Annotated in this window: 18 protein-coding genes; 6 read left to right on the top strand and 12 right to left on the bottom strand. The window is 70.4% G+C overall.

Translation table 11 applies throughout. The features are described 5' to 3' along the window. Nucleotides 1–13: 13 nt before the first annotated feature. From ASF49_RS17725 to ASF49_RS17705, 5 genes are all read right to left on the bottom strand, one after another. Nucleotides 14–1222: a DUF4167 domain-containing protein gene (locus ASF49_RS17725; RefSeq protein ID WP_056475959.1), complete on the bottom strand. Its 1209-nt coding sequence runs from the start codon at nt 1220–1222 to the stop codon at nt 14–16. Between the two features lie 474 nt (nt 1223–1696). Continuing rightward, nucleotides 1697–2563, bottom strand: coding sequence for a peptide chain release factor N(5)-glutamine methyltransferase (prmC, locus tag ASF49_RS17720; RefSeq protein ID WP_056475956.1), 867 nt, complete (start codon nt 2561–2563; stop codon nt 1697–1699). 23 nt (nt 2564–2586) lie between these two features. Further along, complete coding sequence (prfA, locus tag ASF49_RS17715; protein ID WP_056475953.1) at nt 2587–3672, bottom strand: peptide chain release factor 1; 1086 nt, start codon at nt 3670–3672, stop codon at nt 2587–2589. 99 nt (nt 3673–3771) lie between these two features. After that, nucleotides 3772–6036, bottom strand: a complete 2265-nt coding sequence (gene ptsP / locus ASF49_RS17710) for a phosphoenolpyruvate--protein phosphotransferase (RefSeq protein ID WP_056475950.1) — start codon at nt 6034–6036, stop codon at nt 3772–3774. A 66-nt stretch (nt 6037–6102) separates the two neighbouring features. Next, the gene (locus ASF49_RS17705) at nt 6103–7338 is read right to left on the bottom strand and encodes an aspartate kinase (protein WP_056475947.1); all 1236 of its coding nucleotides are present in this window, start codon (nt 7336–7338) and stop codon (nt 6103–6105) included. A 201-nt stretch (nt 7339–7539) separates the two neighbouring features. Between ASF49_RS17705 and ubiG the strand changes: the two genes are divergently transcribed. The 3 genes from ubiG (at nt 7540) to ASF49_RS17690 (ending at nt 9960) form a co-directional block, all read left to right on the top strand. After that, the gene (ubiG, locus tag ASF49_RS17700; RefSeq protein ID WP_056475944.1) at nt 7540–8304 is read left to right on the top strand and encodes a bifunctional 2-polyprenyl-6-hydroxyphenol methylase/3-demethylubiquinol 3-O-methyltransferase UbiG; all 765 of its coding nucleotides are present in this window, start codon (nt 7540–7542) and stop codon (nt 8302–8304) included. Between the two features lie 50 nt (nt 8305–8354). Continuing rightward, entirely contained in the window at nt 8355–8915 is a 561-nt protein-coding gene (locus ASF49_RS17695; RefSeq protein WP_056475940.1) for a YbhB/YbcL family Raf kinase inhibitor-like protein, read from the top strand. A 70-nt stretch (nt 8916–8985) separates the two neighbouring features. Beyond that, nucleotides 8986–9960 (top strand): NADPH:quinone oxidoreductase family protein, encoded by a 975-nt coding sequence (locus ASF49_RS17690; protein ID WP_056475938.1) that lies wholly within the window; start codon nt 8986–8988, stop codon nt 9958–9960. A 79-nt stretch (nt 9961–10039) separates the two neighbouring features. On the opposite strand, the gene ASF49_RS17685 is transcribed toward ASF49_RS17690, so the two are convergent. The 3 genes from ASF49_RS17685 to ASF49_RS17675 all read right to left on the bottom strand — a co-directional run bounded on the left by ASF49_RS17685 (nt 10040) and on the right by ASF49_RS17675 (nt 12464). Continuing rightward, nucleotides 10040–11053, bottom strand: coding sequence for an adenosine kinase (locus ASF49_RS17685; RefSeq protein ID WP_056475936.1), 1014 nt, complete (start codon nt 11051–11053; stop codon nt 10040–10042). Nucleotides 11054–11144: 91 nt separating this feature from the next. Then, a complete protein-coding gene (locus tag ASF49_RS17680; protein WP_056475933.1) occupies nt 11145–11471 on the bottom strand; it encodes a hypothetical protein in 327 nt (108 codons plus the stop codon). Nucleotides 11472–11549: 78 nt separating this feature from the next. Beyond that, entirely contained in the window at nt 11550–12464 is a 915-nt protein-coding gene (locus ASF49_RS17675; RefSeq protein ID WP_056475930.1) for a sulfite oxidase heme-binding subunit YedZ, read from the bottom strand. 250 nt (nt 12465–12714) lie between these two features. Between ASF49_RS17675 and ligA the strand changes: the two genes are divergently transcribed. Together ligA and ASF49_RS17665 are read left to right on the top strand one after the other, a co-directional pair. Then, nucleotides 12715–15174, top strand: a complete 2460-nt coding sequence (ligA, locus tag ASF49_RS17670; RefSeq protein ID WP_056475927.1) for an NAD-dependent DNA ligase LigA — start codon at nt 12715–12717, stop codon at nt 15172–15174. An 87-nt stretch (nt 15175–15261) separates the two neighbouring features. Further along, complete coding sequence (locus ASF49_RS17665) at nt 15262–16137, top strand: 3'-5' exonuclease (RefSeq protein WP_056475923.1); 876 nt, start codon at nt 15262–15264, stop codon at nt 16135–16137. Between the two features lie 61 nt (nt 16138–16198). Here ASF49_RS17665 and ASF49_RS17660 read toward each other — a convergent pair whose 3' ends face one another. After that, nucleotides 16199–18403, bottom strand: a complete 2205-nt coding sequence (locus tag ASF49_RS17660; protein WP_056475921.1) for a 3-hydroxyacyl-CoA dehydrogenase NAD-binding domain-containing protein — start codon at nt 18401–18403, stop codon at nt 16199–16201. Between the two features lie 119 nt (nt 18404–18522). Here ASF49_RS17660 and ASF49_RS17655 point away from each other — a divergent pair, with 119 nt between their 5' ends. Continuing rightward, nucleotides 18523–19323, top strand: a complete 801-nt coding sequence (locus ASF49_RS17655) for an EAL domain-containing protein (RefSeq protein ID WP_056475917.1) — start codon at nt 18523–18525, stop codon at nt 19321–19323. A 30-nt stretch (nt 19324–19353) separates the two neighbouring features. Here ASF49_RS17655 and ASF49_RS17650 read toward each other — a convergent pair whose 3' ends face one another. The 3 genes from ASF49_RS17650 to ASF49_RS17640 form a co-directional block, all read right to left on the bottom strand. Beyond that, nucleotides 19354–19854 (bottom strand): hypothetical protein, encoded by a 501-nt coding sequence (locus ASF49_RS17650; protein WP_056475914.1) that lies wholly within the window; start codon nt 19852–19854, stop codon nt 19354–19356. A gap of 101 nt (nt 19855–19955) precedes the next feature. After that, the gene (locus tag ASF49_RS17645) at nt 19956–21164 is read right to left on the bottom strand and encodes an acetyl-CoA C-acetyltransferase (RefSeq protein ID WP_056475911.1); all 1209 of its coding nucleotides are present in this window, start codon (nt 21162–21164) and stop codon (nt 19956–19958) included. A gap of 168 nt (nt 21165–21332) precedes the next feature. Beyond that, the gene (locus ASF49_RS17640; protein WP_056475908.1) at nt 21333–23120 is read right to left on the bottom strand and encodes an acyl-CoA dehydrogenase C-terminal domain-containing protein; all 1788 of its coding nucleotides are present in this window, start codon (nt 23118–23120) and stop codon (nt 21333–21335) included. Nucleotides 23121–23167: the final 47 nt, after the last annotated feature.

Below are 23167 nucleotides of genomic sequence, written 5' to 3'. Positions count from 1 at the left end.
GGAGAACCCGAACTCACTCGGTGACGGGCGTCGGATCATCGGCGCCGACGGCACCTTCCGGACCCTCGAACCGGGCACGCCGGCGGCGGCGGGGCTTGGGCGCCGGTGCATCGTCCTGAGCCGCGGACGACGTCTCGCCCTGAGGCTCCGACGGAATGGCCGGCTCGGCCGCCGGGACCGGACGCGGCGGCGTCATCAGAAAGGCCGGCAGAGCGGCCACGTCCTCGGCCGGAGCCGCTTCCCGCTCGTCGCGGCGCCGGCTGCGCCGGGGCGCCGCGTCGTTCCCGCGGGTGGACCGGGGTGCGTCCTGGCGGCCGGCTTCCTGACCGCCGAACTCGGACCGCGACGCCTCGTTCGCCGGACCGTCCGCACGTCCGTTCTCGTAACGGGGAGCATCGGAGCGGACCGGAGCCGGACGGAAGTCCTGCCGAGGCTGATCCTGCCGAGGCTGATCTTGCCGGCTATAGTCCTGGCGCGAATTGTCCTGGCGATTCTGATCCGCCCGGAAATCCTGCCGATTGTAGTCCTGGCGCGGCGCGTCCTGGCGATTTCCGTCCTGTCGATTTCCGTCCTGGCGGTTCCCGTCTTGGCGACCGAAGTCGTCGCGACGGTTCTCCTGACGGTTGTTGTTGTAGTCGGGACGATTGCCGTCGCGCGGGTTGTCGAAGCGCTGCGGGCGGTCGCCGCGATTGGCGAAGCGGTCGCGGCGGTTCTGGCGGTTGTTGTCGGAGCCGGAATCCTGCCGGTTCGAATCCTGCCGGTTGGCGTCCTGGCGATTGTAATCCTGGCGGTATCCCTCGGGACGGCCCTCCGGGCGCGCGTCCTGCCGGGGCTCGTAGGCTGGTGGCTGGGGCTGCTGGCCCGGATCGCTGTAATCCTCGTTGTAGGAATTCGCGCCGTAGCTCGAGGCGGCGTAGCCCTGCGGCGCGTTCTGACCCTCGTCGCCGTCGTCGTCACCCTCGTCGTCGAAGCCGCGGGCGTAGCCCCCGACCTGCTGACGGGTCTGTTCCTGGGCGCCGGAGATGATCCGGAAATAATGCTCGCCGTGTTGGAAGTAGTTCTCGGCCGCGACCGGGTCGCCACTGGCCTGCGCATCGCGCGCGAGCTGGGCATACTTGTCGGCGATGTGCTGGGCGGTACCGCGAATCTTGACGTCCGGTCCGTTGGATTCGTAGGAACGCGTGAGCGGATTAGGACCTTTGGGGCGGTTGCGACCGCGCATCCGTCTATTCTGGTTTGGTCTCATCGGTCTCGATTGACCCTCGTTCGTCTCGGAGCGTCTGATGATGCGGCGGGTTCCAGGCGGCCACGACGCAGCCTCAAGTCAGGCTCGTCGCTGGCGCCGCGTGATCCGGGTCCGGTGTGTCCGTGATCGATTTCGCCGTGCTTGCCGTCTCTGTCCGTTGACCAAGGCGCGCTCTGAGCGTCCAGGCGTCCTTCGGTTTTCAGGCACGAAGTTGACCAAGCTCCTGCGCCTCTGCCCGCGCGCGCCAGCCTGATCGTGGGGAGATCGTCTAAGAGCGTCGCGGACCAAAGCCGCAACCCGTCTTACCACGATCCATCTTAATGGATCGTTCGCGATCTGCCTGCGACACTAGCGGTTCGACGAGGGGGCAACAAGCGCTTTTTTGTCCGCCTGCATCCGAAGCGCGCGGTTTTTTCTGGTTTCCCGCGGGATTTTCGCGCCCATCCGCCCTCAGAGCGGGCCGAAGCGCACCACACGGGCATGGCCCGCGAGGTCGTGATGGATGGCGGAGGAGCCGAGGCCGGCCCGCGACCCGAGCTGCGCCACGGCCTCGGCCTGATCGAACCCGACCTCGAAGGCGAGGGCACCGCCCGGGGCGAGGCGAAAGGACCCGTCCGCCAGGGCCTCGACGATCCGCCGATAGGCATCGAGCCCGTCCACGCCGCCGTCGAGGGCCGCCCTCGGGTCATGGGCCCGCACCTCGACGTCGAGACCCTGGATCGTCGCGCTGGCGATGTAGGGTGGGTTCGAGACCACGAGGTCGAAGCTCCCGGAGAGACCCGCGGTCCAGTCCGCACAGACGAAGGAAGCCCGCGGCCCGACGCCGTTGCGCGATGCGTTGGCGCGGGCCTGCACGACGGCGCCGTGCGAGCGGTCGAGGCCGATGCCGAAGGCGTTCGGCAATTCGGTCAGCAGCGCCACGAGGATGCAGCCCGAGCCGGTGCCGAGATCGAGCACCCGCAGCGGGTGCCGCCGGTCGGGATGGAGGGCGAGGGCGGCCTCCACCAGGGTCTCGGTGTCGGCGCGCGGGACCAGGGTTTCGGGTGCGAGCCCGAAGGGCAGGCCCCAGAACTCCCAGGCCCCGGTGATTCGGGCCACCGGCTCGCCGGCGATACGACGCGCGACCGCGCCTTCGAGCAGGGCCGCCCCGTCCGGTCCGAGGGGCGTGCTTCCGCGCAGGATCAGGTCCGTCGTGCTGAGCCCCAGGAGGTCGAGCACGAGGAAGCGGGCATCGGTCGCCGGAATGCCGTGGGCGGCGAGCGCTTCCGTGATGCGCCGCAGGGCATCGGTGCGGCTGAGCGCCGGGTCGAGACGCATCGGCTCCTGCCCGTCCGCCCGGCTCAGGCCATGCCCTCGGCGGCCAGCAGCTCCGCCTGATGCTCGGTGACGAGGGCGTCGACGAGCTCGTCCAGAGCCTCGCCGGCCAGGACCTCCTCGAGCTTGTACAGGGTCAGGTTGATGCGGTGGTCGGTGACGCGGGCCTGCGGGAAGTTGTAGGTGCGGATACGCTCGGAGCGGTCGCCGGAGCCGACCTGCGACTTGCGGTCGGCGGCCCGGACCGCGTCCTTGGCGGTGCGCTCTGCGTCGTAGAGCTTGGAGCGCAGCAGCGACATCGCCCGGGCGCGGTTCTTGTGCTGTGAGCGCTCCTCCTGGACGAAGATGACGATCCCGCTCGGCATGTGGGTGATGCGGATCGCCGATTCCGTCTTGTTGACGTGCTGCCCACCGGCGCCCTGGGAACGCATCGTGTCGATCTTCAGGTCGGCGTCGTTGATCACGATGTCGACCTCCTCCGCCTCCGGCAGCACCGCCACGGTGGCGGCGGAGGTGTGGATGCGTCCCTGGGTCTCGGTGTCCGGCACGCGCTGCACCCGGTGGGCGCCGCTCTCGAACTTGAGGCGGGCGAACACGCCCTTGCCCTTCACCTCGGCGATGACCTCGCGGTAGCCGCCGACGGTGCCCTCGCTCTCGGAGATCACCTCGACCTTCCAGCCCTTGGTATCGGCGTACTTGCCGTACATGCGGAAGAGGTCGCCGGCGAAGAGGGCCGCCTCGTCGCCGCCGGTTCCGGCGCGGATTTCGAGGATGGCGCTCTTCTCGTCGGCGGAATCCTTCGGCAGCAGGATGAGCTGGAGCGCGCGGTGGGCCGCCTCCAGCCCGGCCTCGGCCTCCGGCTTCTCGTCGGCGGCGAGCGCCCGCATCTCGGAATCGCTGCCCGGTTCGTCGATCAGCGCCTCGATGTCGGCGAGGTTCCGCGCCGCCGCGCGGTAGGCGTGGATCGCGGCGACGACCCCCTCCAGCTCCGACAATTCGCGCGACAGCTGCACGAAGGTCTCGGAATCGGCCGAGCCGGCGCTCAGCGTCGCGGTGACGATGTCGTGGCGCGTCAGGATCGCGTCGAGACGCTCTGCAGGAATTGGGGTCATCGCCCGTGGGATACTCTCATCAGAACAAGGGCTCGTCGGGCCGGAGGCCTGGTCGACGACGGGGCCGCGGCACGACCCATTCAGATAGGCATGCCGAATCTAGATTGGCACACCCTGGGCCTTCGCGAAGGCCGCGAGGGCCGGGCGGAGGGTGGCGCCGTCTCCGGCGCGGGCCAGTTCGGTGTCGATCAGCGCCGCCACCGCCTTGACATCGAGGCCCAGCACCATGGCCTTCACGGGGCCGATGGCGGCCGGCGACATCGAGAGATGGCGGAATCCGAGGCCGATCAGCGCCATGGCCTCCAATGGGCGCCCGCCGATCTCGCCGCAGACGGTGGCGGGGCAGCCGGCGGCGGCGGCCCGCTCGGCGATGACGCGGAAGGCGCGCAGGGCCGGCACGCTCAGGGTGTCGAAGCGGTCGGCGACGCGGCGGTTCTCCCGGTCGACGGCGAACAGGAACTGCATCAGGTCGTTGGAGCCCACCGACAGGAAGTCGGCGGCCCGGGCGATCTCGTCGATCTGGAACAGGAGCGAGGGCACCTCGACCATCACGCCGAGCTTGCAGTCGCTCGGCAGGGCGTGGCCGTGGCGGCGCAGGTGCGCCTTCTCGCGCTCGACGATGGCCTTGGCGCGCGTGAACTCGTCCACCGTCGCCACCATCGGGAACATGATCTTCAGGGCGCGCCCGCCGGCCGCCTTGAGCAGCGCGCGCAGCTGCACGCGCAGGAGTGCGGGTCGGTCGAGGCCGATCCGGATCGCCCGCCAGCCCAGGGCCGGGTTCTCCTCCTCGAGGGCCGGCATGTAGGGCAGGATCTTGTCGCCGCCGATGTCGAGGGTGCGGATCGTGACGGGCAGGTCGCCGGTGGCCGCGAACACGGCCTCGTAGAGCGCCTGCTGCTCGGCGGCCGAGGGCATGCGCTGGGCCACCATGAACTGCAGCTCGGTGCGGAACAGGCCGATGCCGTCCGCACCGGTCTCGTGAAGGTGGGTCAGGTCGATGAGGAGGCCGGCATTGAGCTGGAGGCCGATCGCCGTGCCGTCGAGGGTGACGGCGGGCACGTCGCGCAGCGCCCGGTACTGCTCCTGCCGCCGGGCGCGCAGGCGCACCATCTCGGCATAGGCCGCCTCGATCTCCGGGCCGGGCCGGACCTGGATCTCGCCGGTGGCGCCGTCGACGATGATCGCGTCCCCGGCATCGCAGAGGGCGGTGGCGTTGGCGATCTCGCCCACGGCCGGGATGCCCAGCGCGCGCGCCACGATGGCGATGTGGCTCGTCGGACCACCTTCCTCCAGCACGACGCCGCGGAGCGCCGTGCGATCGTAATCGAGGAGCGCGGCCGGGCCCATGGAGCGCGCGACCAGGATCGCGTTCTCCGGCAGGACGCGCTGCGCGCCGTTGCCCTCGGCCCCGATCAGCGTCCGCAGGAGGCGATTCGCGAGGTCGTCGAGGTCGTGCAGGCGGTCGCGCAGATACGGGTCGCTCTGGCGCATCATCCGGGCGCGGTTGTCCGACTGGACGCGCTCGACGGCGGCCTCGGCGGTCAGGCCCGAATGCACGGCCTCGCGCATCCGGCGCAGCCAGCCCTTGTCGTGCGCGAACATGCGCACGGTCTCCAGCACCTCGCGGGATTCGCCCGTGCCGATGCTGTCGCCGCGCTCGACGAGGTCGTCGATGGCCGAGCGGACCTCGCCGATGGCCTGCTCCAGGCGCTCGACCTCGCGGTCGACGTTCTCGGCGATCAGCTGCTTGATGACGATGCGCGGCTCGTGCAGCACCACGTGCCCGAGGCCGATGCCGTCGGCGAGGGCTACGCCGCGCTGGCTCACGGCCCGGCGGGCGGCCGAGCCGGCCCCCGGCGCCAGCGCCTGCAGTTCGCCCGAGGCGATCATCTCCGACAGCACCATGGCGGTGGTCTGGAGCGCCTCGATCTCCTCCTCGGAATAGACCCGGTAGGTCTTGTTCTGGACGACCAGCACGCCGAGGGTGTTGCCCGCGCGCAGGAGCGGCACGCCGAGGAATGCGTGATAGGCCTCCTCACCCGTCTCCGGGCGATAGGAGAAGGCCGGATGGGACTGCGCGTCGGAGAGCGACAGCGGTTCGGCGGTCTTGGCGATGAGACCGACGAGGCCCTCGTCGGCCCGCAGCCGTGTCAGGTGGACGGCCTCGCGATTCAGACCCTCGGTTGCAAACAGTTCGAGGATGTTGTCATCGCTGAGCACGTAGACCGAGCACACCTCGGCGATCACGTTGGCGGCGATCAACGTGACGATGCGGTCGAGACGGGCCTGTGGGCTGACCGGCTCCGCCATCGCTTCGCGGAGGCGGCGCAGAAGCAGGCGCGGGCCTCCGGGCGCAGCGGGCATGGTCTCCTCGATCCGGCTTCGGCCTCGTGTCCGGTTCGCGCGCAGGCGTTCGCGCGCTCCGGGTCTTCAGGCCTGGTCGAGGCCGTATAGCGAGTGGAGCGTGCGAACGGCAAGCTCCGTGTAGGCGGCATCGATCAGGACGGAGAACTTGATCTCCGACGTGGTGATGGCGCGGATGTTGATGCCCTTCTGCGCCAGGGCCCGGAAGGCCTTGGCGGCGACGCCCGCATGGCTGCGCATGCCGACGCCGATGGCCGAGACCTTCACCACGTCGGTGGCGCCCTCGATCTGGGCGAACTCGATCGCGCCGCTCTGCGCGTCGAGAATCTTGCGCGCCCGGTCGTAATCGGCCGACGGGACCGTGAAGGTCATGTCGGTGGTCGACTGGTCGCCCGACACGGTCTGGATGATCATGTCGACGTTGATGTTGGCGTCCGCCAGGGGGCCGAAGATGGCGGCGGCGATGCCGGGGCTGTCCTTCACGCGACGAAGCGTGATCTGCGCCTCGTCCCGGGAGAAGGCGATCCCGGTGATGATCTGCTGTTCCACGATGTCGTCCTCGTCGCAGATGAGGGTGCCGGGCCGGGCATTGTCCGGCGGATCGAAGGAGGAGCGCACCGTGGTCGGCACGCGATGGACCATGGCGAGCTCGACCGAGCGGACCTGCAGGACCTTGGCGCCCAGGGACGCCATCTCCAGCATTTCCTCGAACGTCACGCGCTCCATGCGCTTGGCCTTCTGAACCACGCGCGGATCGGTGGTGTAGACGCCGTCGACGTCGGTGTAGATGTCGCAGCGCTCGGCGCCGATGGCGGCCGCGATCGCCACGGCGCTGGTGTCCGAGCCGCCGCGGCCCAGGGTGGTGACCCGGCCGGTGGCCTCGTGCAGGCCCTGGAACCCGGCGATGACCGCCACCTCGCCGCGCCGGAAGCCGGCATCGAGGCGGGCGCCGTCGATGCCCTCGATGCGGGCGGAGCCATGGGCGTCCGACGTCAGGATCGGGATCTGCCAGCCCTGCCAGGAGCGGGCCTTGATGCCGTTCTTCTGGAGCGCAATGGCCAGCAGCCCGGCGGTGACGAGTTCGCCCGAGGCGACCACGGCGTCGTACTCGGCCTCGTCGTAGATCGGGTTCGCATCCTTGACCCAGGCGACGAGTTCGTTGGTCTTGCCGGACATGGCCGAGACCACGACGGCCACCTCGTAGCCGGCCGCGACCTCGCGCGCCACGTGGGCCGCCACGTTGCGGATGCGCTCGACATTGGCGACGGACGTACCGCCGAACTTCATCACCAGACGGGGCATGTTCTCACCAGACGGAGCCTGTCGCGTCCGCGACACATCGCGTTTGCCAGGGATTCGGCGGGCTGCGGACGGATTTCCCCCGCCCGCACGGCCGTCCGCGTCGCTTGGCTGCTGTACCGGACAGGGCTTCGGCGGGTACAAGGGCCGCCCGGGCGTGTCAACAATGGGGCGCGCCAACTTCGCACGAGACATGCCGAGACGATGACCGGACCCACAGGCGCCTCCATCGACCGCGACGAGGTCGCCCGCTTCGAGGCCATCGCGGCGACGTGGTGGGACGAGGCCGGGCCGATGCGGGTGCTGCACCGCTTCAACCCCGTCCGCCTCGCCTATATCCGCGACACGGCCTGCCGGCATTTCGGGCGGGACGCCCGCGCGCCCTTCGCCCTGGAGGGCCTGACCCTGGTGGATATCGGCTGCGGCGGCGGCGTCCTGTCCGAGCCGCTGGCGCGCCTCGGCGCCCGGGTGACCGGACTCGACCCGGCGCCGACCAACATCGAGGTCGCCCAGGCCCATGCCGATGCCGAGGGCGTGCCGGTGGATTACCGCGCCCGCACCATCGAGGACGTCGTGGCCGGCGGCGAGCGCTTCGACATCGTGCTCGCCATGGAGGTGGTGGAGCACGTGGTCGACATGCCGGCCTTCGTCGCCCAGGCTGCACGGGCGGTGAAGCCCGGCGGCCTCCTCTTCGCCGCCACCCTCAACCGGACGCTGCGCTCCTTCGCGCTGGCGATCGTCGGGGCCGAATACGTCCTCGGCTGGCTGCCCAGGGGCACCCATGACTGGGAGAAGTTCGTGCGCCCCGACGAACTCGGCCGCGCGGTGAGTGCCGGGGGCCTCACCGTCACCGACACGACCGGGGTGGTGCTCAACCCCCTGGACGGGTCCTGGCGAGCGAGCCGCGACACCGCGGTGAACTACATGATCACGGCGCAGCGCCCGGCCGGCGACGGGCGGCTGGCCTGAACCTTCGCGGTCGCCCGCGGTTGGTCGGCGTACCCCGTGGGAGACCGACCTTGCTCGAAAAGATTCCGCACGCCGTGGGCGCCGCCCTGTCCGGCCTGAAGGCCGGGCTCGAAAAGACCGCTTACAGGACCAGCTTCGCCGAGGTGCCCGAGGGCCTCTCGCTCAGCAGCCTCGCCTTCACCGACGGCACGCCCATGCCGGCGCGCTTCACGGCCGACGGGACCGGCGCGTCGCCGCCCTTGGCCTGGACCGGCCTGCCGCCCGGCACGGCGCGGGTCGTGATCCTCTGCGAGGATGCGGGCAGCCCGACGCCGAGCCCGCTCGTCCACCTCATCGCCTGGAATCTCGACCCCGGCGCACCGCTGGCCGAAGGGGCTGCCAGCCAGGCCGCATCAGGGCTCGACCTCGGCAAGAACAGCTTCCTGAAGCCGGGCTGGCTGCCCCCCGACCCGCCGACCGGTCACGGCCCGCACGCCTACCTGTTCCAGGCCTACGCGCTCGACCGGGCGCTGGAGCTGCCCGAGCATCCGGGACGGGGCGCCCTCCTGGAGGCGATGTCAGGCCGCGTGCGCGCCAAGGGCTGCCTCGCCGGCCTCTACGAGCGTCCCTGACGCCGCGGCGCTTGCGCGGGCGCCCGGGCCGGTGCAAGCGCCGCTAGGACGATCAGGCGGAGGTTTGGGCATGAAGGCGCTGCTGTGTACCCGGCTCGGGGGACCGGAGGATCTCGAACTCGCGGATCTGCCCGATCCCGTGCCCGGTCCGGGCGAGGCCCTGGTCCGCGTCACGCTCGCGGCCCTCAACTTCTTCGACACCCTGATCATCGCCGGTCGCTACCAGGTGAAGCCCGAGCTCCCGTTCTCGCCGGGCGGCGAGGCCTGCGGCGTGGTCGAGGCCCTGGGCGAGGGGTCCGAGGGCTTCGCGGTCGGAGACCGCGTCATCGTCCACCAGAAGTTCGGCACCTGCCGCGAGCGGATCGCCGTCGCCACCCGGCACCTGACCCGCGTGCCGGAGGGCGTCTCGGACGAGCAGGCCGCCGGACTCACCATCACCTACGGCACCTCGCTGCACGCCCTGCGCGACCGGGCCCGGCTGCAGCCCGGCGAGACCCTGGCGGTGCTCGGCGCTTCGGGGGGCGTCGGTCTCGCGGCCGTGGAACTCGGCGCGATCATGGGGGCCCGCGTGATCGCCTGCGCGTCCTCACCCGAGAAGCTGGCGACGGCGCAGGCCCATGGCGCCACGATGACGGTGGACTACGCCGCGGAGAATCTGCGCGAGGCCCTGCGTACGCTCACAGAGGGCGAGGGCGTCGACGTGATCTACGATCCGATCGGCGGCGACTATGCCGAGCCGGCCCTGCGGTCCCTGGGCTGGAAGGGGCGCTACCTCGTCATCGGTTTCGCGGCCGGCGACATCCCGCGCATTCCGCTCAACCTGGCGCTGCTGAAGGGCATTGACATTCAGGGCGTCCACTGGGGCGTGTTCGTCGAGCGCGAGCCGGAAGCGCACCGGGCCAACCAGGAGCAGCTTCTCGCCTGGGTGGCGGAGGGCCGCCTGACCGCGAAGGTGCATGGCGTCCATCCGCTCGCCGATTACGAGGCCGCGCTCGGCATCCTCAAGCGGCGCGAGGCCGTCGGCAAGGTGCTGCTGCGCCTGTGATCGCCGGTCCGTGCGCGGGACGGATCCCGGGGATGTCCGGGATCCGCCGCCCGGACGACCGGCGCTCAGGGCGACGGGGTCAGAGCAGGCCCTGCGCCTTGGCGAGGGCCACGAGATCGTGCTGCGGCCGGGCGCCGATGTGCTGGATCACCTCGGCGGCGGCGAGGGCTCCCAGGCGGGCGCTGACCGTGTGGTCGAGGCCGCGGGCATGTCCGGCCAGGAAACCCGCCGCGAAGAGGTCGCCCGCTCCCGTGGTGTCGACGAGTTCGTGAACCGGAGAGGCGGCCACGGCCTGCACGTCGCCGCCCTGGATCACGAGGGCGCCGTCCGCCGAGCGGGTGACGAGAGCGAGAAGGTCCTTGCCGCGGGACCCGCTCTCGTCGCGCAGCGCCTTGACGGCGGCCTCGGCATCGTCGGTCTCGTAGAGGCTCTGCAACTCGGCCATGTTGGCGAACAGGATGTCGATGCTGCCGTCGCGGATCAGGCCGAGGAACTCGTCCCGGTAGCGTCCGACGCAGAACGCGTCCGACAGGGTCAGCGCCGCGGCGTTGCCGGCCTCGTGGGCGATGGTCACGGCCTTGCGGAACGCGTCCTTGGCGGCCGGCGGGTCCCAGAGGTAGCCTTCGAGGTAGACCACGCGGGCGCTCGCCACGGTGGCCGCGTCGACATCGGCCGGGGACAGGCCCTGGCAGGCGCCGAGATAGGTGTTCATGGTGCGCTCGCCGTCCGGCGTCACCAGGATGAAGCAGCGGGCGGTGGCCGGTCCGTCGACCGCGGCGGCGACCGGGAAGCGGACGCCGGTGGCCTTCAGATCATGGGCGAAGAGGCCGCCGAGCTCGTCGTCGCGGACCTTGCCGACGAAGCCGGTCTTCGCGCCGAGCATCGCCGCGCCCACGGCCGTGTTGGCACCGGAACCGCCTGACACGATGGTGGCCGGCCCCATGGCGGCGAAGAGCGACTCGGCCCGCGCCTCGTCGATCAGCTGCATCGCCCCCTTCGGCACGCCCTGCGCCGCCAGGAATTCTTCCTCGGTGCGGGCGATGAGGTCGACGATGGCGTTGCCGAGAACGAGGAGGTCGAGGGATTCGGGCATCGGGCCGTCCAGTCTGGCGATGTGGGGAAAACTGCGCCGGGCTGTGGCATCGCTCCTGGCAGGGGTCAAGCGAACCCGGCCGGCCGCCTGCCTATTGCAGCGTCTTCACCTCGCATTGCGCGTAGTCGCTGCTCGCCTTCACGTAGGCATTCAGTGCCTTGACGTAGGTCTCCGCCAGGGGACGGAACGCGGCGGCCTTCTCGTTGTAGGCCTTGATGGCGTCGTTGTAGCTGTAGGCCTCCCAGCCCGGGCAGCCGCCCTTGGCGTCGAGGCAGGCGGGCTTGGCCGGGAGCGGCGGCTTGGTCGGACGGGACGCGGCCGGGGGCGGCTCGGGCAGCGTGCAGGCGGCGCGGGCCGCGCCGGCCGAAACCAGAGTGCCGAGGCCGAGGGCTGCCACCGTCGAGATCCGTGTCCGCATGCGGGTTTTCCCCTCCGTGACGCCGGCCGCTTCATGCGCGTGCCGGCGGCCCGGAGCAAGTCCCGCATGCGCCGGCCCTCAGCGCGCCGCCACGGCCTCCCGCGCCGTTGCCGGGCCGGGGCGCGATGCCGGCGCGCCCTTCGGCTTGCCGCGCCCGCTCCGGTCCATCCGGGCCCGGACGGCATTGAGCACCGGAACGGAAAGGCCGAGGGCCAGAACCCACCAGGCCGGCCGGATGGTCTCCGGAAAATCGAGGTTGGCCGACAGGACGAGGCTCGCCGGGATGCCGCTCGCGACGCCGTACCAGGCCGCTTCCAGCAGCGCGGTCAGGAGGGTGGCGGCAAGCGCGAGGCCCAGCAGGGTGAGCGGGTTGGTCGGCCAGCCGAAGCGCTGCATCGCGCGGTGGCCCATCAGCAGCAGGAAGGCGCCGGTCCAGAACACCGGGTCGGACACGTCGATCTTGGCCTGCAGGTAATAGTGGATCAGGCCCAGGATCGCGATGACGTAGACGGTCTTATGCAGGCGCGGCCAGGCCTTGCCCAGGCGCCGGATCATCCCGTCCGTGGAGGTGATGCCGAGCACCACGAGGCCGAGCAGAGCCACGAAGCCGATGGTGAGATAGATCCGGGACACGATCTCGGTGACCACCTTGGTCAGCACGAAGTTCTGGTCGACGACGTAGAGCATCAGGTGGATCAGCCCGTAGGCCAGAACCGTCAGGCCGAGCATGCGCCGCACCAGGATGAGCTTCGGCGCATGGGCGACGCGGCGCAGGGGCGTCACCGCCAGCGAGAGCATCAGGAATCGCACCGCCCACTTGCCGGTGCCGTGCAGCAGCGCCGTGATCGGCTTCGCTCCGAGGGCATCGGCCGCGTAGGCCCCGGCGAGCCAGAGGCCCGGAGCGAGGGCGAACAAGAAGGTCGCGAGCTTCAGGCCGGAGACGCGTCCGGCGCGGTCACGCCAGGGTGCGGAGAAGGCGGGCAGGGCTGGCATGGCGATCCGGGATCGTGGGACGATTGTCGCGAAAGATGGGGGCCGGAGCGGATCCGTGAGGCGGCGCGGGGTCGCAGCCGGACTCGCGGGGCCTTCGCGGCGTCGTGGTGTCGGGGTGTATTCGCTTGGCCGGCGCGCGGGTTACAGGTTCGCGCAGCGCCGCGGGCGGCCCGGAACCTTGGCCGGTGCCGCAACGGTTCTCGATTGCTATAAGCCGACGCCGGCCCGCCCCCGATCACGAAGCATCTCCATGCCCGAAGAGACCGCCGACAGCCTCGAGACGATGACCGCCGAGACGGCGCGGGCCGAGCACGCGGACCTCTCCGAACGGATCGCCGAGGCCGACCGGCTCTATCACCAGGAGGACGCGCCCGAGATCACGGATGCGGCGTACGATTCCCTGCGCCGGCGCCTGGAGCAGATCGAGGCGCGGTTTCCGGACCTTGCCGGGACGGGAGCCGCCAGCGCTTCGGTGGGGGCCAAACCCTCGGAGAAGTTCGCCAAGGTGCGCCACGCGGTGCCGATGCTCTCGCTGGGCAACGCCTTCGCGGACGACGAGGTGGCCGAGTTCGTCGCCCGCGTCCGGCGCTTCCTGAACCGGCCCGAAGGCGACCCCCTGGCCTTCACCGCCGAGCCGAAGATCGACGGCCTCTCCCTGGCCCTGCGCTACGAGGATGGGCGCCTCGTCACGGCGGCGACCCGCGGCGACGGCGAGGTCGGCGAGGACGTCACCGCCAATGCCCGTACGGTGTCCGACATCCCGCAGCGCCTCGCCGGGACGGACGTACCTCGGATTTGCGAGGTCCGCGGCGAGGTCTACCTCAGCCACGCGGATTTCGCCGCGATCAACGCGCGCCAGGAGGCTGCCGGCAAGGCGCTGTTCGCCAATCCCCGCAACGCGGCGGCCGGCTCCCTGCGCCAGCTCGATCCCGAGATCACCCGCTCGCGGCCGCTCAAGTTCTTCGCCTATGCCTGGGGTGAGGTGGTGCCGGCCTTCGAGGGGACGCAGCACGGCGTGCTGGAGCGGTTTTCCGAATGGGGCCTTCCGGTCAACGACCGCACCCGGCTCTGCACCGACGCCGCGGCGATGATCGCGCATTATCGCAGCATCGAGGCCGAGCGCGCCGACCTCGGCTACGACATCGACGGCGTCGTCTACAAGGTCGACGACTTGGCGCTGCAGCGCCGCCTCGGCTTCGTCTCGCGCTCGCCGCGCTGGGCGCTGGCCCACAAGTTCGCCGCACAGAAGGCGCTGACGGTCGTCGAGGACATCGAGATCAATGTCGGGCGCACCGGCTCCCTGAACCCGCTGGCCAGGCTCCGTCCGGTCACGGTGGGCGGCGTCGTGGTGTCGAACGCGACCCTGCACAACGAGGGCTACGTCCAGGGTGTCGGGGCCGATGGCGAGCCGATCCGCGACGGGCGCGACATCCGGATCGGCGACACCGTCGTGGTGCAGCGGGCCGGCGACGTCATCCCGAAGGTGATGGACGTGGTGCTGGAGAAGCGCCCGGCCGATTCGAAGCCCTACGCCTTTCCGACCCACTGCCCCGCCTGCGGCAGCCGCGCCGTGCGCGAGATCAATCCCCGCACCGGCACGCCCGACGCCGTGCGCCGCTGCACCGGCGGCCTGATCTGCCCCGCGCAGGGAGTCGAGCGGCTGAAACACTTCGTCTCGCGCAACGGCTTCGACCTGGAGGGCTTTGGCCAGACCTATATCGAGGTGCTGTTCGAGGCCGGGCTGGTGCGCCAGCCCGCCGACCTGTTCCGCCTCGCGTTCGAGCCCCTGAAGGCCGCCATCGTGGCGCGGCGCGAGGCGCTCTCCGCCGAGCGGCGGGCCGAGGGCGTGCCCGCCCCGAAGAAGCCGACGAAGAAGAAGGGCGAAGAGGAGGACAAGGCGATCAAGAACCTCCTCGCCGCGGTGGAGGATCGTCGCAGCCTGCCGCTGAACCGCTTCCTCTTCGCCCTCGGCATCCCGGAGATCGGCGAATCCACGGCCAAGGCCCTCGCCAAGCGCTTCCCCGACATGCCCGCCCTGATGGAGGGCGTCGCCGCTGCGGCCCGCGACCAGGCCGGGCCGGACTGGATCGAACTCTCCGCGCTGTCCCGCATCGGTCCGACCACCCGCGATCGTCTGCTGGCGGTCGGTTATCCCCGCGCGGGCGGCGAGCCGGAGGCCGGCGACGACGAGGAGGGCGAGACCCAGCCGCAGCAAGGGCGGGTGCGCCTCTCGGCGCCCCAGCGCGCCAGCCTGCTCGCCCATTACGGCGACGAGGACGCCATCGCGGCGGGTCTCGCGCGGGCGGCCGAGCAGCGGCCGGGCGACGCCTATCGCCACTTCGCCGATGACGGCGAGATCGGTCCGGTGGCGACCGACTCGCTGATCGCCTTCTTCGCCGAGCCGCACAACGACGCCGCGGTCCGGGCGCTGCTCGCCGAAGTAAAGACCGAGCCGATGGCGGCGCCGGCCTCCGCCACGGCCTTCGCGGGAAAGACCGTGGTGTTCACCGGCAGCCTCGAACAGATGACCCGGTCCGAGGCCAAGGCCACGGCCGAGCGCCTGGGCGCCAAGGTCTCCGGCTCGGTCTCCGTCAAGACCGACCTCGTCGTGGCCGGTCCGGGTGCGGGCTCCAAGCTGAAGGACGCGGAGAAGCACGGCGTCGAGGTCATCAGCGAGGAGGCATGGCTGGCGCTCGTCGCCAGCGCTTGAGCCCGGATTCGCGGACGCCTAGAGTCGGGTTTCTGCATCCGCAGGAGCTTGGCCGCGTCCGGCCGGGACAGGGCCCATAACTCCCGCATGACCGTCATCGCCCTCGATTTCGAGACCGCCAACGAGCGGCGTGACAGCGCCTGTGCCGTCGGGCTCGCCTGGATCGCCGGCGGCCGGGTGGTCCGGCGGGAATCCCGGCTGATCCGGCCGCCGGAGCTGCGCTTCTCGCCGGGCAACATCCGGGTCCACGGCATCCTCCCGGCGGACGTGCGTAACCAGCCGGACTTTTCCGCCGTGATGGCGGAGTTCCTGCCCGAGCTCGCCTCCGGTCTGATCCTGGCGCACAATGCCGGCTTCGACCTCGGCGTGCTGCGCGCCTCCCTGGCCGCGTACGGGGTTCGACCCCCGGCCTTCTCCTATCTCTGCACGCTGCAGATCGCCCGGCGGGTGTTTCCGGCGGAGGAGGGCTGCGGCCTCGGCAAGGTCGCGGCGCGGCTCGGGATCCGCTTCGAGCACCACGATGCGGGCGAGGACGCCTATGCCTGCGCGGAGATCGCTCTCGCGGCGGTACGGGAGACCGGTGCGCCGGACGTGCCGGCCCTGTCGCGGGCGCTTCACCTGCCGATCACCACGGTCCCGGCGGGACCCGACCTCGCCATGCCTCCGCGGAGCCGCCCGGGCTCCCTCACGGAGCGGGCCCGTCTCGCCGCGGGCGCACGCCCAGCCTCTTCGGCGGGCCTGCACTTCGCGGTCCGCGGCAGCAGCGGCAACCGCTACGCCGTGACCCTGGAAGACCGCACCGGCGGCCCGCACCTGCGCTGCACCTGCATGGCGGGCCGCTACGGCACCCGCTGCCGCCACGTGAAGGCGTTGCTCGCCGGTGACATCACCGACCTGCTGTCGAGCAACCACGACGATGTCGAGGTCCTGCGCGCCCGGATGACTGCGGCATCGGTGGGGTGAGGCGGTCGCCGCCTCACCCGTCATGGGATCCGCCCGGGGAAAGCCGGGCGGTACCCGTGCCCTACGCCGCCTTCTTCACCGCTGCGTCGCCGTAGAACGTGCCGCCGCGGGCGGCCATGTCGAGGAGGTTCTGCGGTACGGCGAAGCGCGGGCCGTGCTTGGCTTCCAGGCCCTGCGCCAGCGTCACGAACGCCTGGACGCCCATGAAGTCGATGTAGGACAGGGCGCCGCCGGTGAAGGGCGCGAAGCCGAAGCCGAGGATCGAGCCGACATCCGCCTCGCGCGGATCGGTCACGACGCCCTCGCCGACGGTCCGCGCGGCTTCCAGCGCCTGCACCACCAGGAGACGCTGCTTCAGCTCCGCGAAGTCCACTTCGTCCGGGTCGACCTTGGTCGCCTGGAGGCCGGCGAGGCCGGGCCACAGTCGCTTGGGTGCCCCCTCCGGATAGTCGTAGAAGCCGCGCTTGTTCTTGCGGCCGAGCCGGCCCTCGCCCTCGACGAGGGTGGAGAGGAGCGCCTTCTGGGCCGGGTCGATGCTCTCGGCCCCGAGTTGCGCCTCCGTCGCCTTGACGATCTTCAGGGCGAGATCGACGGCGACCTCGTCGGTCAGCGAGAGGGGGCCGACCGGCATGCCCGCCTGACGGCCGGCATTCTCGATCATCGCTGCCGGGATGCCCTCGTTGAGCATCTTGTGGCCCTCGAGCAGGTAGGCGCCGACACAGCGGTTGGCGAAGAAGCCGCGCGCATCGTTGACGACGATCGGGGTCTTCTTGATCGCGCGGACATAGTCGAGGGCGGTGGCCAGCGCCGCGTCGCCGGTCTGGTCGCCCTTGATGATCTCGACGAGCATCATCTTTTCGACCGGCGAGAAGAAGTGGATGCCGACGAACTGCTCCGGCCGGGCCGAGGTCTTGGCGAGGCCCGTGATCGGCAGGGTCGAGGTGTTGGAGGCGAAGATCGTCTCCGGCCGGATCACGGCCTCGACCTTGGCGATGACCTCGGCCTTGACCTTCGGATCCTCGAATACCGCCTCGATGACGAGGTCGCAGGTGGCGAGGTCGGCGTAGTCGGCACTCGCGCTGATGCGGCCGAGCAGCGCGTCGCGGTCGGCGGTCTTCGCGCGACCCTTGTTGATCTGGTCGGTGACGAGCTTGTGGGCGTAGGCCTTGCCCTTCTCGGCCGCCTCGACCGATTGGTCGACGAGCACGACATCCATGCCCGCATTGGCCGTGACGTAGGCGACGCCCGCGCCCATGAAGCCGGCGCCGACGACGCCGACCCGCTGGACCTTGGTGGCCGGCACGTCCTTCGGACGGCGCGCGCCCTTATTAAGTTCTCCCATCGACAGGAACAGCGTGCGGATCATCGCCGCCGCCTCCTTGGTCCGCAGGATGTGCGCGAAGTACCGGCTCTCGACCCGAAGGGCCTGGTCCATCGGCAGCTGCAGGCCCTCGTAGACGGAGGCCAGGATCGCCTTGGCGGCCGGGTAGTTGTCGTGCGTCTCGCGCCGGTAGATGGCGTTGGCCGGCGGCCAGATCATCATGCCGGCGGGCGAGTAGACCTTGCCGGACGGCGACTTGAACTTCGGCTGGTCCCAGGGTGCCACGGCCGAGCCGCCGCCCGCGATCCAGGCCTTGGCCTTGGCGACGATCTCGTCCTTGGCGGCGACCTCCTGGGCGAGGCCCATGTTCCTGGCCATCAGCGGACGGATCTGCTCGCCCTTGAACAGCATCTGCAGGGCGTCGCCAGTCTGCATCAGGCGGGCGACGCGCTGGGTGCCGCCACCGCCCGGGAACAGGCCGACCTTGATCTCGGGGAGGCCGACGCGGGTCTTCGGATCGTCGGACAGCACCCGGTAGTGGCAAGAGAGGGCGAGCTCGAACGCCCCGCCGAGGCAGATGCCGTTCACCGCCGCCGCGAAGGGCTTGCCGCAGGTCTCGAGCTTGCGGAAGACGAGGCTGAGCTTGCGCGACTCCTCGAAGAAGTGGCGCATCGCTTCCTCCTCGCCGCGCTCGGCTTTGAGGGCCTCGAACGCGCGGCCGAGACCCTGGAGCATGGTCAGGTCGGCGCCGCCCGAGAAGTTGTCCTTGCCCGAGACGATGACGCAGCCCTTGATGGCGGGGTCCGCCACCACGGCGTCGACCACCTGGCTCAGTTCGTCCATCACCGCATCGGTGAAGACGTTCATGGAGCGGCCGGGCATGTCCCAGGTCGCCAGCGCAATCCCGTCGGCGTCGGTTTCGAGTCGGAAGTTGGTGAGATTCATCGCTGATCCTCGAATAAGCGGCGGGTGGGCGGCTTCGGCTGGCGTGGTTAAGCCAATCTCAAACCTTGCGAATGCATCAAGGCATGCCGGGGGGCACCTTGCTGCGACAGGACACGACCATGACCGCACGGACCGGCTGCCAGGGTTGCCGCGATGGAGCCGAACTCGACTTCACCTTCACGATGGCGTTCCAGCCCATTCTCGACCTCGCGGCGAACCGTGTCTGGGGCTACGAGGCACTGGTGCGCGGCACGGGTGGCGAATCGGCCGCCTCGATTCTCGGCCGCGTGACGCCGGAAACCGTCTACCGCTTCGACCAGGCCGCGCGGGTGAAGGCGATCGAACTCGCCGGACGCCTGTTCCCGACGGACGACGCGACCCGCCTGTCGATCAACTTCATGCCGAACGCCGTCTACGAACCGGCGGCCTGCATCCGCTCGTCCCTGGAGGCGGCCCGCAAGGCCGGCTTCGCCCACGACCGGATCATGTTCGAATTCACCGAGAACGAGAAGTTCCGCGACACCGCCCACGTCTCGCGCATCGTCGCCGAGTACCGGCGCCAGGGCTTCCTGACGGCCCTCGACGATTTCGGCGCGGGCTTCGCCGGCCTGAGCCTGCTGGCGAACTTCCAGCCCGACCTCATCAAGATCGACATGGACCTGCTGCGCGGCATCGACACCGACCGGCGCCGCCAGATCATCGTCGCGGGCATCATCGGCATCGCCCGCTCCCTGGACATCGCGGTCATCGCCGAGGGCGTCGAGACGGCGTCCGAGCTCGACACCCTGCGCGGCCTCGGCGCGACCCTCTTCCAGGGCTACCACTTCGCCAAACCCCACCTCGAAGCGCTGCCCAACGTGAACGGCTTCCCGGTGACCGGCTCTCCGGCGGGCGGGTACGCCCGCGCGCATGTGGCTTGAGCCGGCCATCGGGATCCCCGCCGGTCCGCTTCAGCGCGCCGGCATCGGCATCGGGGCGCCGGGTGCGCCCGGGGCCGCATTGGCCGCCGAGTCACCGGCCGAGGCGATGGCCAGCATGTTCAGGAGCTTGGTCACGGAGGCCTGCGAGATCGTGGTCACGGTGGAGGCCGGGTCGGCATTGACCGCCTGGAACTTCTGGTAGGTCTTGTCGCCGTAGATCTCGGAGAGGTGCTTCAGCTCGTCGAGGCTGAACTTCTCGGCATAGGCCTTCGACAGGCCGTCGAGCATGGTCTCGCGCTGCTTGTCGAACTCGGCGCGGATCTCTTTGCGCACGGCCTCGGCCTTGTCCTCCTTCATCGGCGCCACGGTCTTCTCGAGGGCGCCCGTGAAGCCGACCTCCAGGTTCTTGATCGTGGTCTTCTGCACCAGATCCTTGGCGACGGCGATGCGCTCGGCGGCCTCGTCGGCGCGGGCGGCGATCGGCAGGCACAGGGCGGTGGTCAGGCAGAGGGTGGCGAGCAGGCGCGTCATCGTGGCGTGTCCTCGGAGATTCTTGTTGTGAGCCCGGCGCCGGGCGGCGGCGGGCGCCGCCCTCTACCCCACTTGCGCGGGGTTTGGGAGGCGGCGCAGGCTCACACCCGCTCGATGATGGTGGCGGTGCCCATGCCGGCACCGATGCAGAGGGTGACCAGGGCGCGCTCCTTGCCGGTGCGCTCCAGCTCGTCGAGCACCGTGCCGAGGATCATCGCGCCGGTGGCGCCCAGCGGATGGCCCATGGCGATGGCGCCGCCGCAGACGTTGATCTTGGCCGGGTCGACGTCGAAGGCCTGCTGGAAGCGCAGCACCACCGCGGCGAAGGCCTCGTTGACCTCGAACAGGTCGATGTCGGCCAGGCTCATGCCGGCCCGCGCCAGGACCTTCTTCGTCACGTCCACCGGGCCGGTGAGCATGAGGGCCGGGTCCGAGCCGATATTCGCGAAGGCGCGGATGCGGGCGCGGGGCTTCAGGCCCGCGGCGTTGCCAGCCTCGGCCGAGCCGATCAGCACCGCGGCGGCGCCGTCGACGATGCCCGACGAGTTGCCGGCATGGTGGACGTGGTTGACGGTCTCCACGTCCGGATGGGCGTCGATGGCCACGGCGTCGAACCCGCCCATCTGGCCCATCTGGACGAAGGAGGCCTTGAGCTGTCCCAGCGACTGCATGTCGGTGGACGGCCGCATGTGCTCGTCATTGGCCAGCAGCGTGATGCCGTTGATGTCGCGCACCGGCACGACCGCGTTGGCGAAGCGGCCCTCGGCCCAGGAGGCGGCCGAGCGCTTCTGCGACTGGACGGCGTAGGCGTCACAATCGTCGCGGCTGAAGCCGTATTTCGAGGCGATGAGGTCGGCCGACACGCCCTGGGGCATGAAGTAGGACTTGATCGCGATGGCCGGATCCACCGGCCAGGCGCCGCCCGAGGCGCCGAGGCCAACGCGGCTCATGGATTCGACGCCGCCGCCCACCGTCAGGTCGTGCTGGCCGGCCATCACCTGCGCGGCGGCGAAGTTCACCGCGTCGAGGCCCGAGGCGCAGAAGCGGTTGATCTGCACGCCCGGCACGTGCGTGCCGTAATCGGCCACCAGGGCCGCCGCCCGGGCGATGTCGCCGCCGGCCTCGCCCACCGGATCGACGCAGCCGAGGACCACGTCGTCGACGCGGCGCGTGTCGAGGTCGTTGCGCTCCTTGAGGGCGCGGAGCGCCACCTCGGCGAGGCGCAGGGCCGTCACCTCGTGGAGCGAGCCATCGGGCTTGCCGCGGCCCCGCGGGGTGCGGACATGGTCGTAGATGAAGGCCTCGGGCATGCGTGTCCTCGTTCTCTTGACCCTGGCGGCGCGGGCAGTCCCCCTCCCCGTTGCGGGGAGGGGTTAGGGGTGGGGGTGGCGCCGCCAGCCTCGGCCGACGGAGGGTCGCCCGACCACCCCCACCTCCGGCTCCTCCCCGCAAGGGGGAGGAGGGGGCGTCGCGACGGTCTAAAACGCCTCGGCGCTCAGCGCCATCGTGGTTTCCGATCCGGCCTTGATCCGCACCAGCCGGGTCGCGGTCTCGGGCAGGAGGCGCTCCATGTAGAAGCGGCCCACCACCAGCTTGGCGGCCATCGCCTCGGACGGGCTTTCCGCCTGCCGCGCCAGGGCGGCCTTGGCGATGCGCGCCCACATGTAGCCCATGGCCACGAGTCCGAGCAGGTGCATGTAGTCGGTGGCACCGGCGCCGGCATTGTCGGGCTTCGTGAAGGCGTTCTGCATGAACCACATGGTGGCGCCCTGCAGGTCGTTGAGGCCAGCCTGGAGGGGCGCGACGTAGGGCTTCATCGCCGCGTCCTCGCCGTGGTCCTTGATGAAGGTCTGCACCTCGCCGAGGAAGGTCATCATCGCCCGCCCGCCGTCCTTGGGCAGCTTGCGGCCGATGAGGTCCATGGCCTGGATGCCGTTGGCGCCCTCGTAGATCATCGCGATGCGGGCATCGCGCACGAACTGCGACATGCCCCATTCCTCGATGTAGCCGTGGCCGCCGAACATCTGCTGGGCCTCGACCGCGTTGGCGAAGCCCCGGTCGGTCAGCACGCCCTTCACCACCGGGGTCATCAGGCCCATGTGGTCCTCGGCATTCTGCCGTTCGGTCGCATCGTCGGACCGGTGTCCGATATCGGCCTGGAGCGCGGTCCAGAGCACGAGGGCGCGGGCGGCCTCGTTGAAGGCGCGGATGCCCATCAGGGTCCGGCGCACGTCGGGATGGACGATGATCGGGTCGGCAGCCTTCTCGGGCGCCTTGGCGCCGGTCAGGGCGCGGCCCTGGAGCCGGTCCTTGGCGTAGGCGACCGCGTTCTGATAGGCGACCTCGGACTGGCCGAGACCCTGAACGCCGACCGCGAGGCGGGCCTCGTTCATCATCACGAACATCGCGTTCAGGCCGCGATTCTCCTGTCCGACGAGCCAGCCCTTCGCCCCGTCGTAGTTCATGACGCAGGTCGAGTTGCCGTGGATGCCCATCTTGTGCTCGAGGGAGCCGCAGGAGACCGGGTTGCGCTCGCCGACCGAGCCGTCCGCGTTCACCAGGAACTTCGGAACCACGAAGAGCGAGATGCCCTTGGTGCCGGCCGGCGCGCCCTCGATGCGGGCGATCACCAGATGGATAATGTTCTCCGACAGGTCGTGCTCGCCGGCCGAGATGAAGATCTTGGTGCCGGTGAGGCTGTAGGAGCCGTCGCCGTTCGGCACGGCCTTCGTCTTGAGGAGCCCGAGATCCGTGCCGCAATGCGGCTCGGTGAGGTTCATGGTGCCGGTCCAGGCACCCTCCACCATCTTCGGCAGGTAAAGGGCCTTCTGCTCGTCCGACCCATGCACCACGAGGGCCGCCATCGCCCCCTGGGTCAGGCCCGGATACATGCCGAGCGCGAGGTTGGCCCCGGAGGCGAATTCCTGGATCGCCGTGTTCAGGGTGTGGGGCAGGGCCTGCCCGCCATATTCCTCGGGCATCGAGAGCCCCATCCAGCCGCCGCCCGCATAGGCGTCGTAGGCGGCCTTGAAGCCCTTCGGGGTCGTGACGCTGCCGTCGGGATGCCGGGTGCAGCCTTCCCGATCGCCGACCGGGTTGAGCGGCGCGAGCACGGTCTCGGCGAGCTTGGCGCCTTCGTTGAGAACCGCCTCCATCACGTCCGGCGACGCATCCGAGAAACCGCGCAGGTTGTCGTAGCGGTGGAATCCGAGCACGTCGTTCAGCAGGAACAGGACGTCCTCGACCGGTGCCTTGTAGCTTGGCATCGCGCATCATCTCCCGGAAACGGCTGCGTTCCTGGACGGCCTTCCGA

The sequence above is a fragment of the Methylobacterium sp. Leaf104 genome, from assembly GCF_001422885.1.
Lineage (GTDB): Bacteria > Pseudomonadota > Alphaproteobacteria > Rhizobiales > Beijerinckiaceae > Methylobacterium.
Note: the sequence above shows the minus strand (reverse complement) of the source record. Positions and strands in the feature narration are given on the sequence as shown.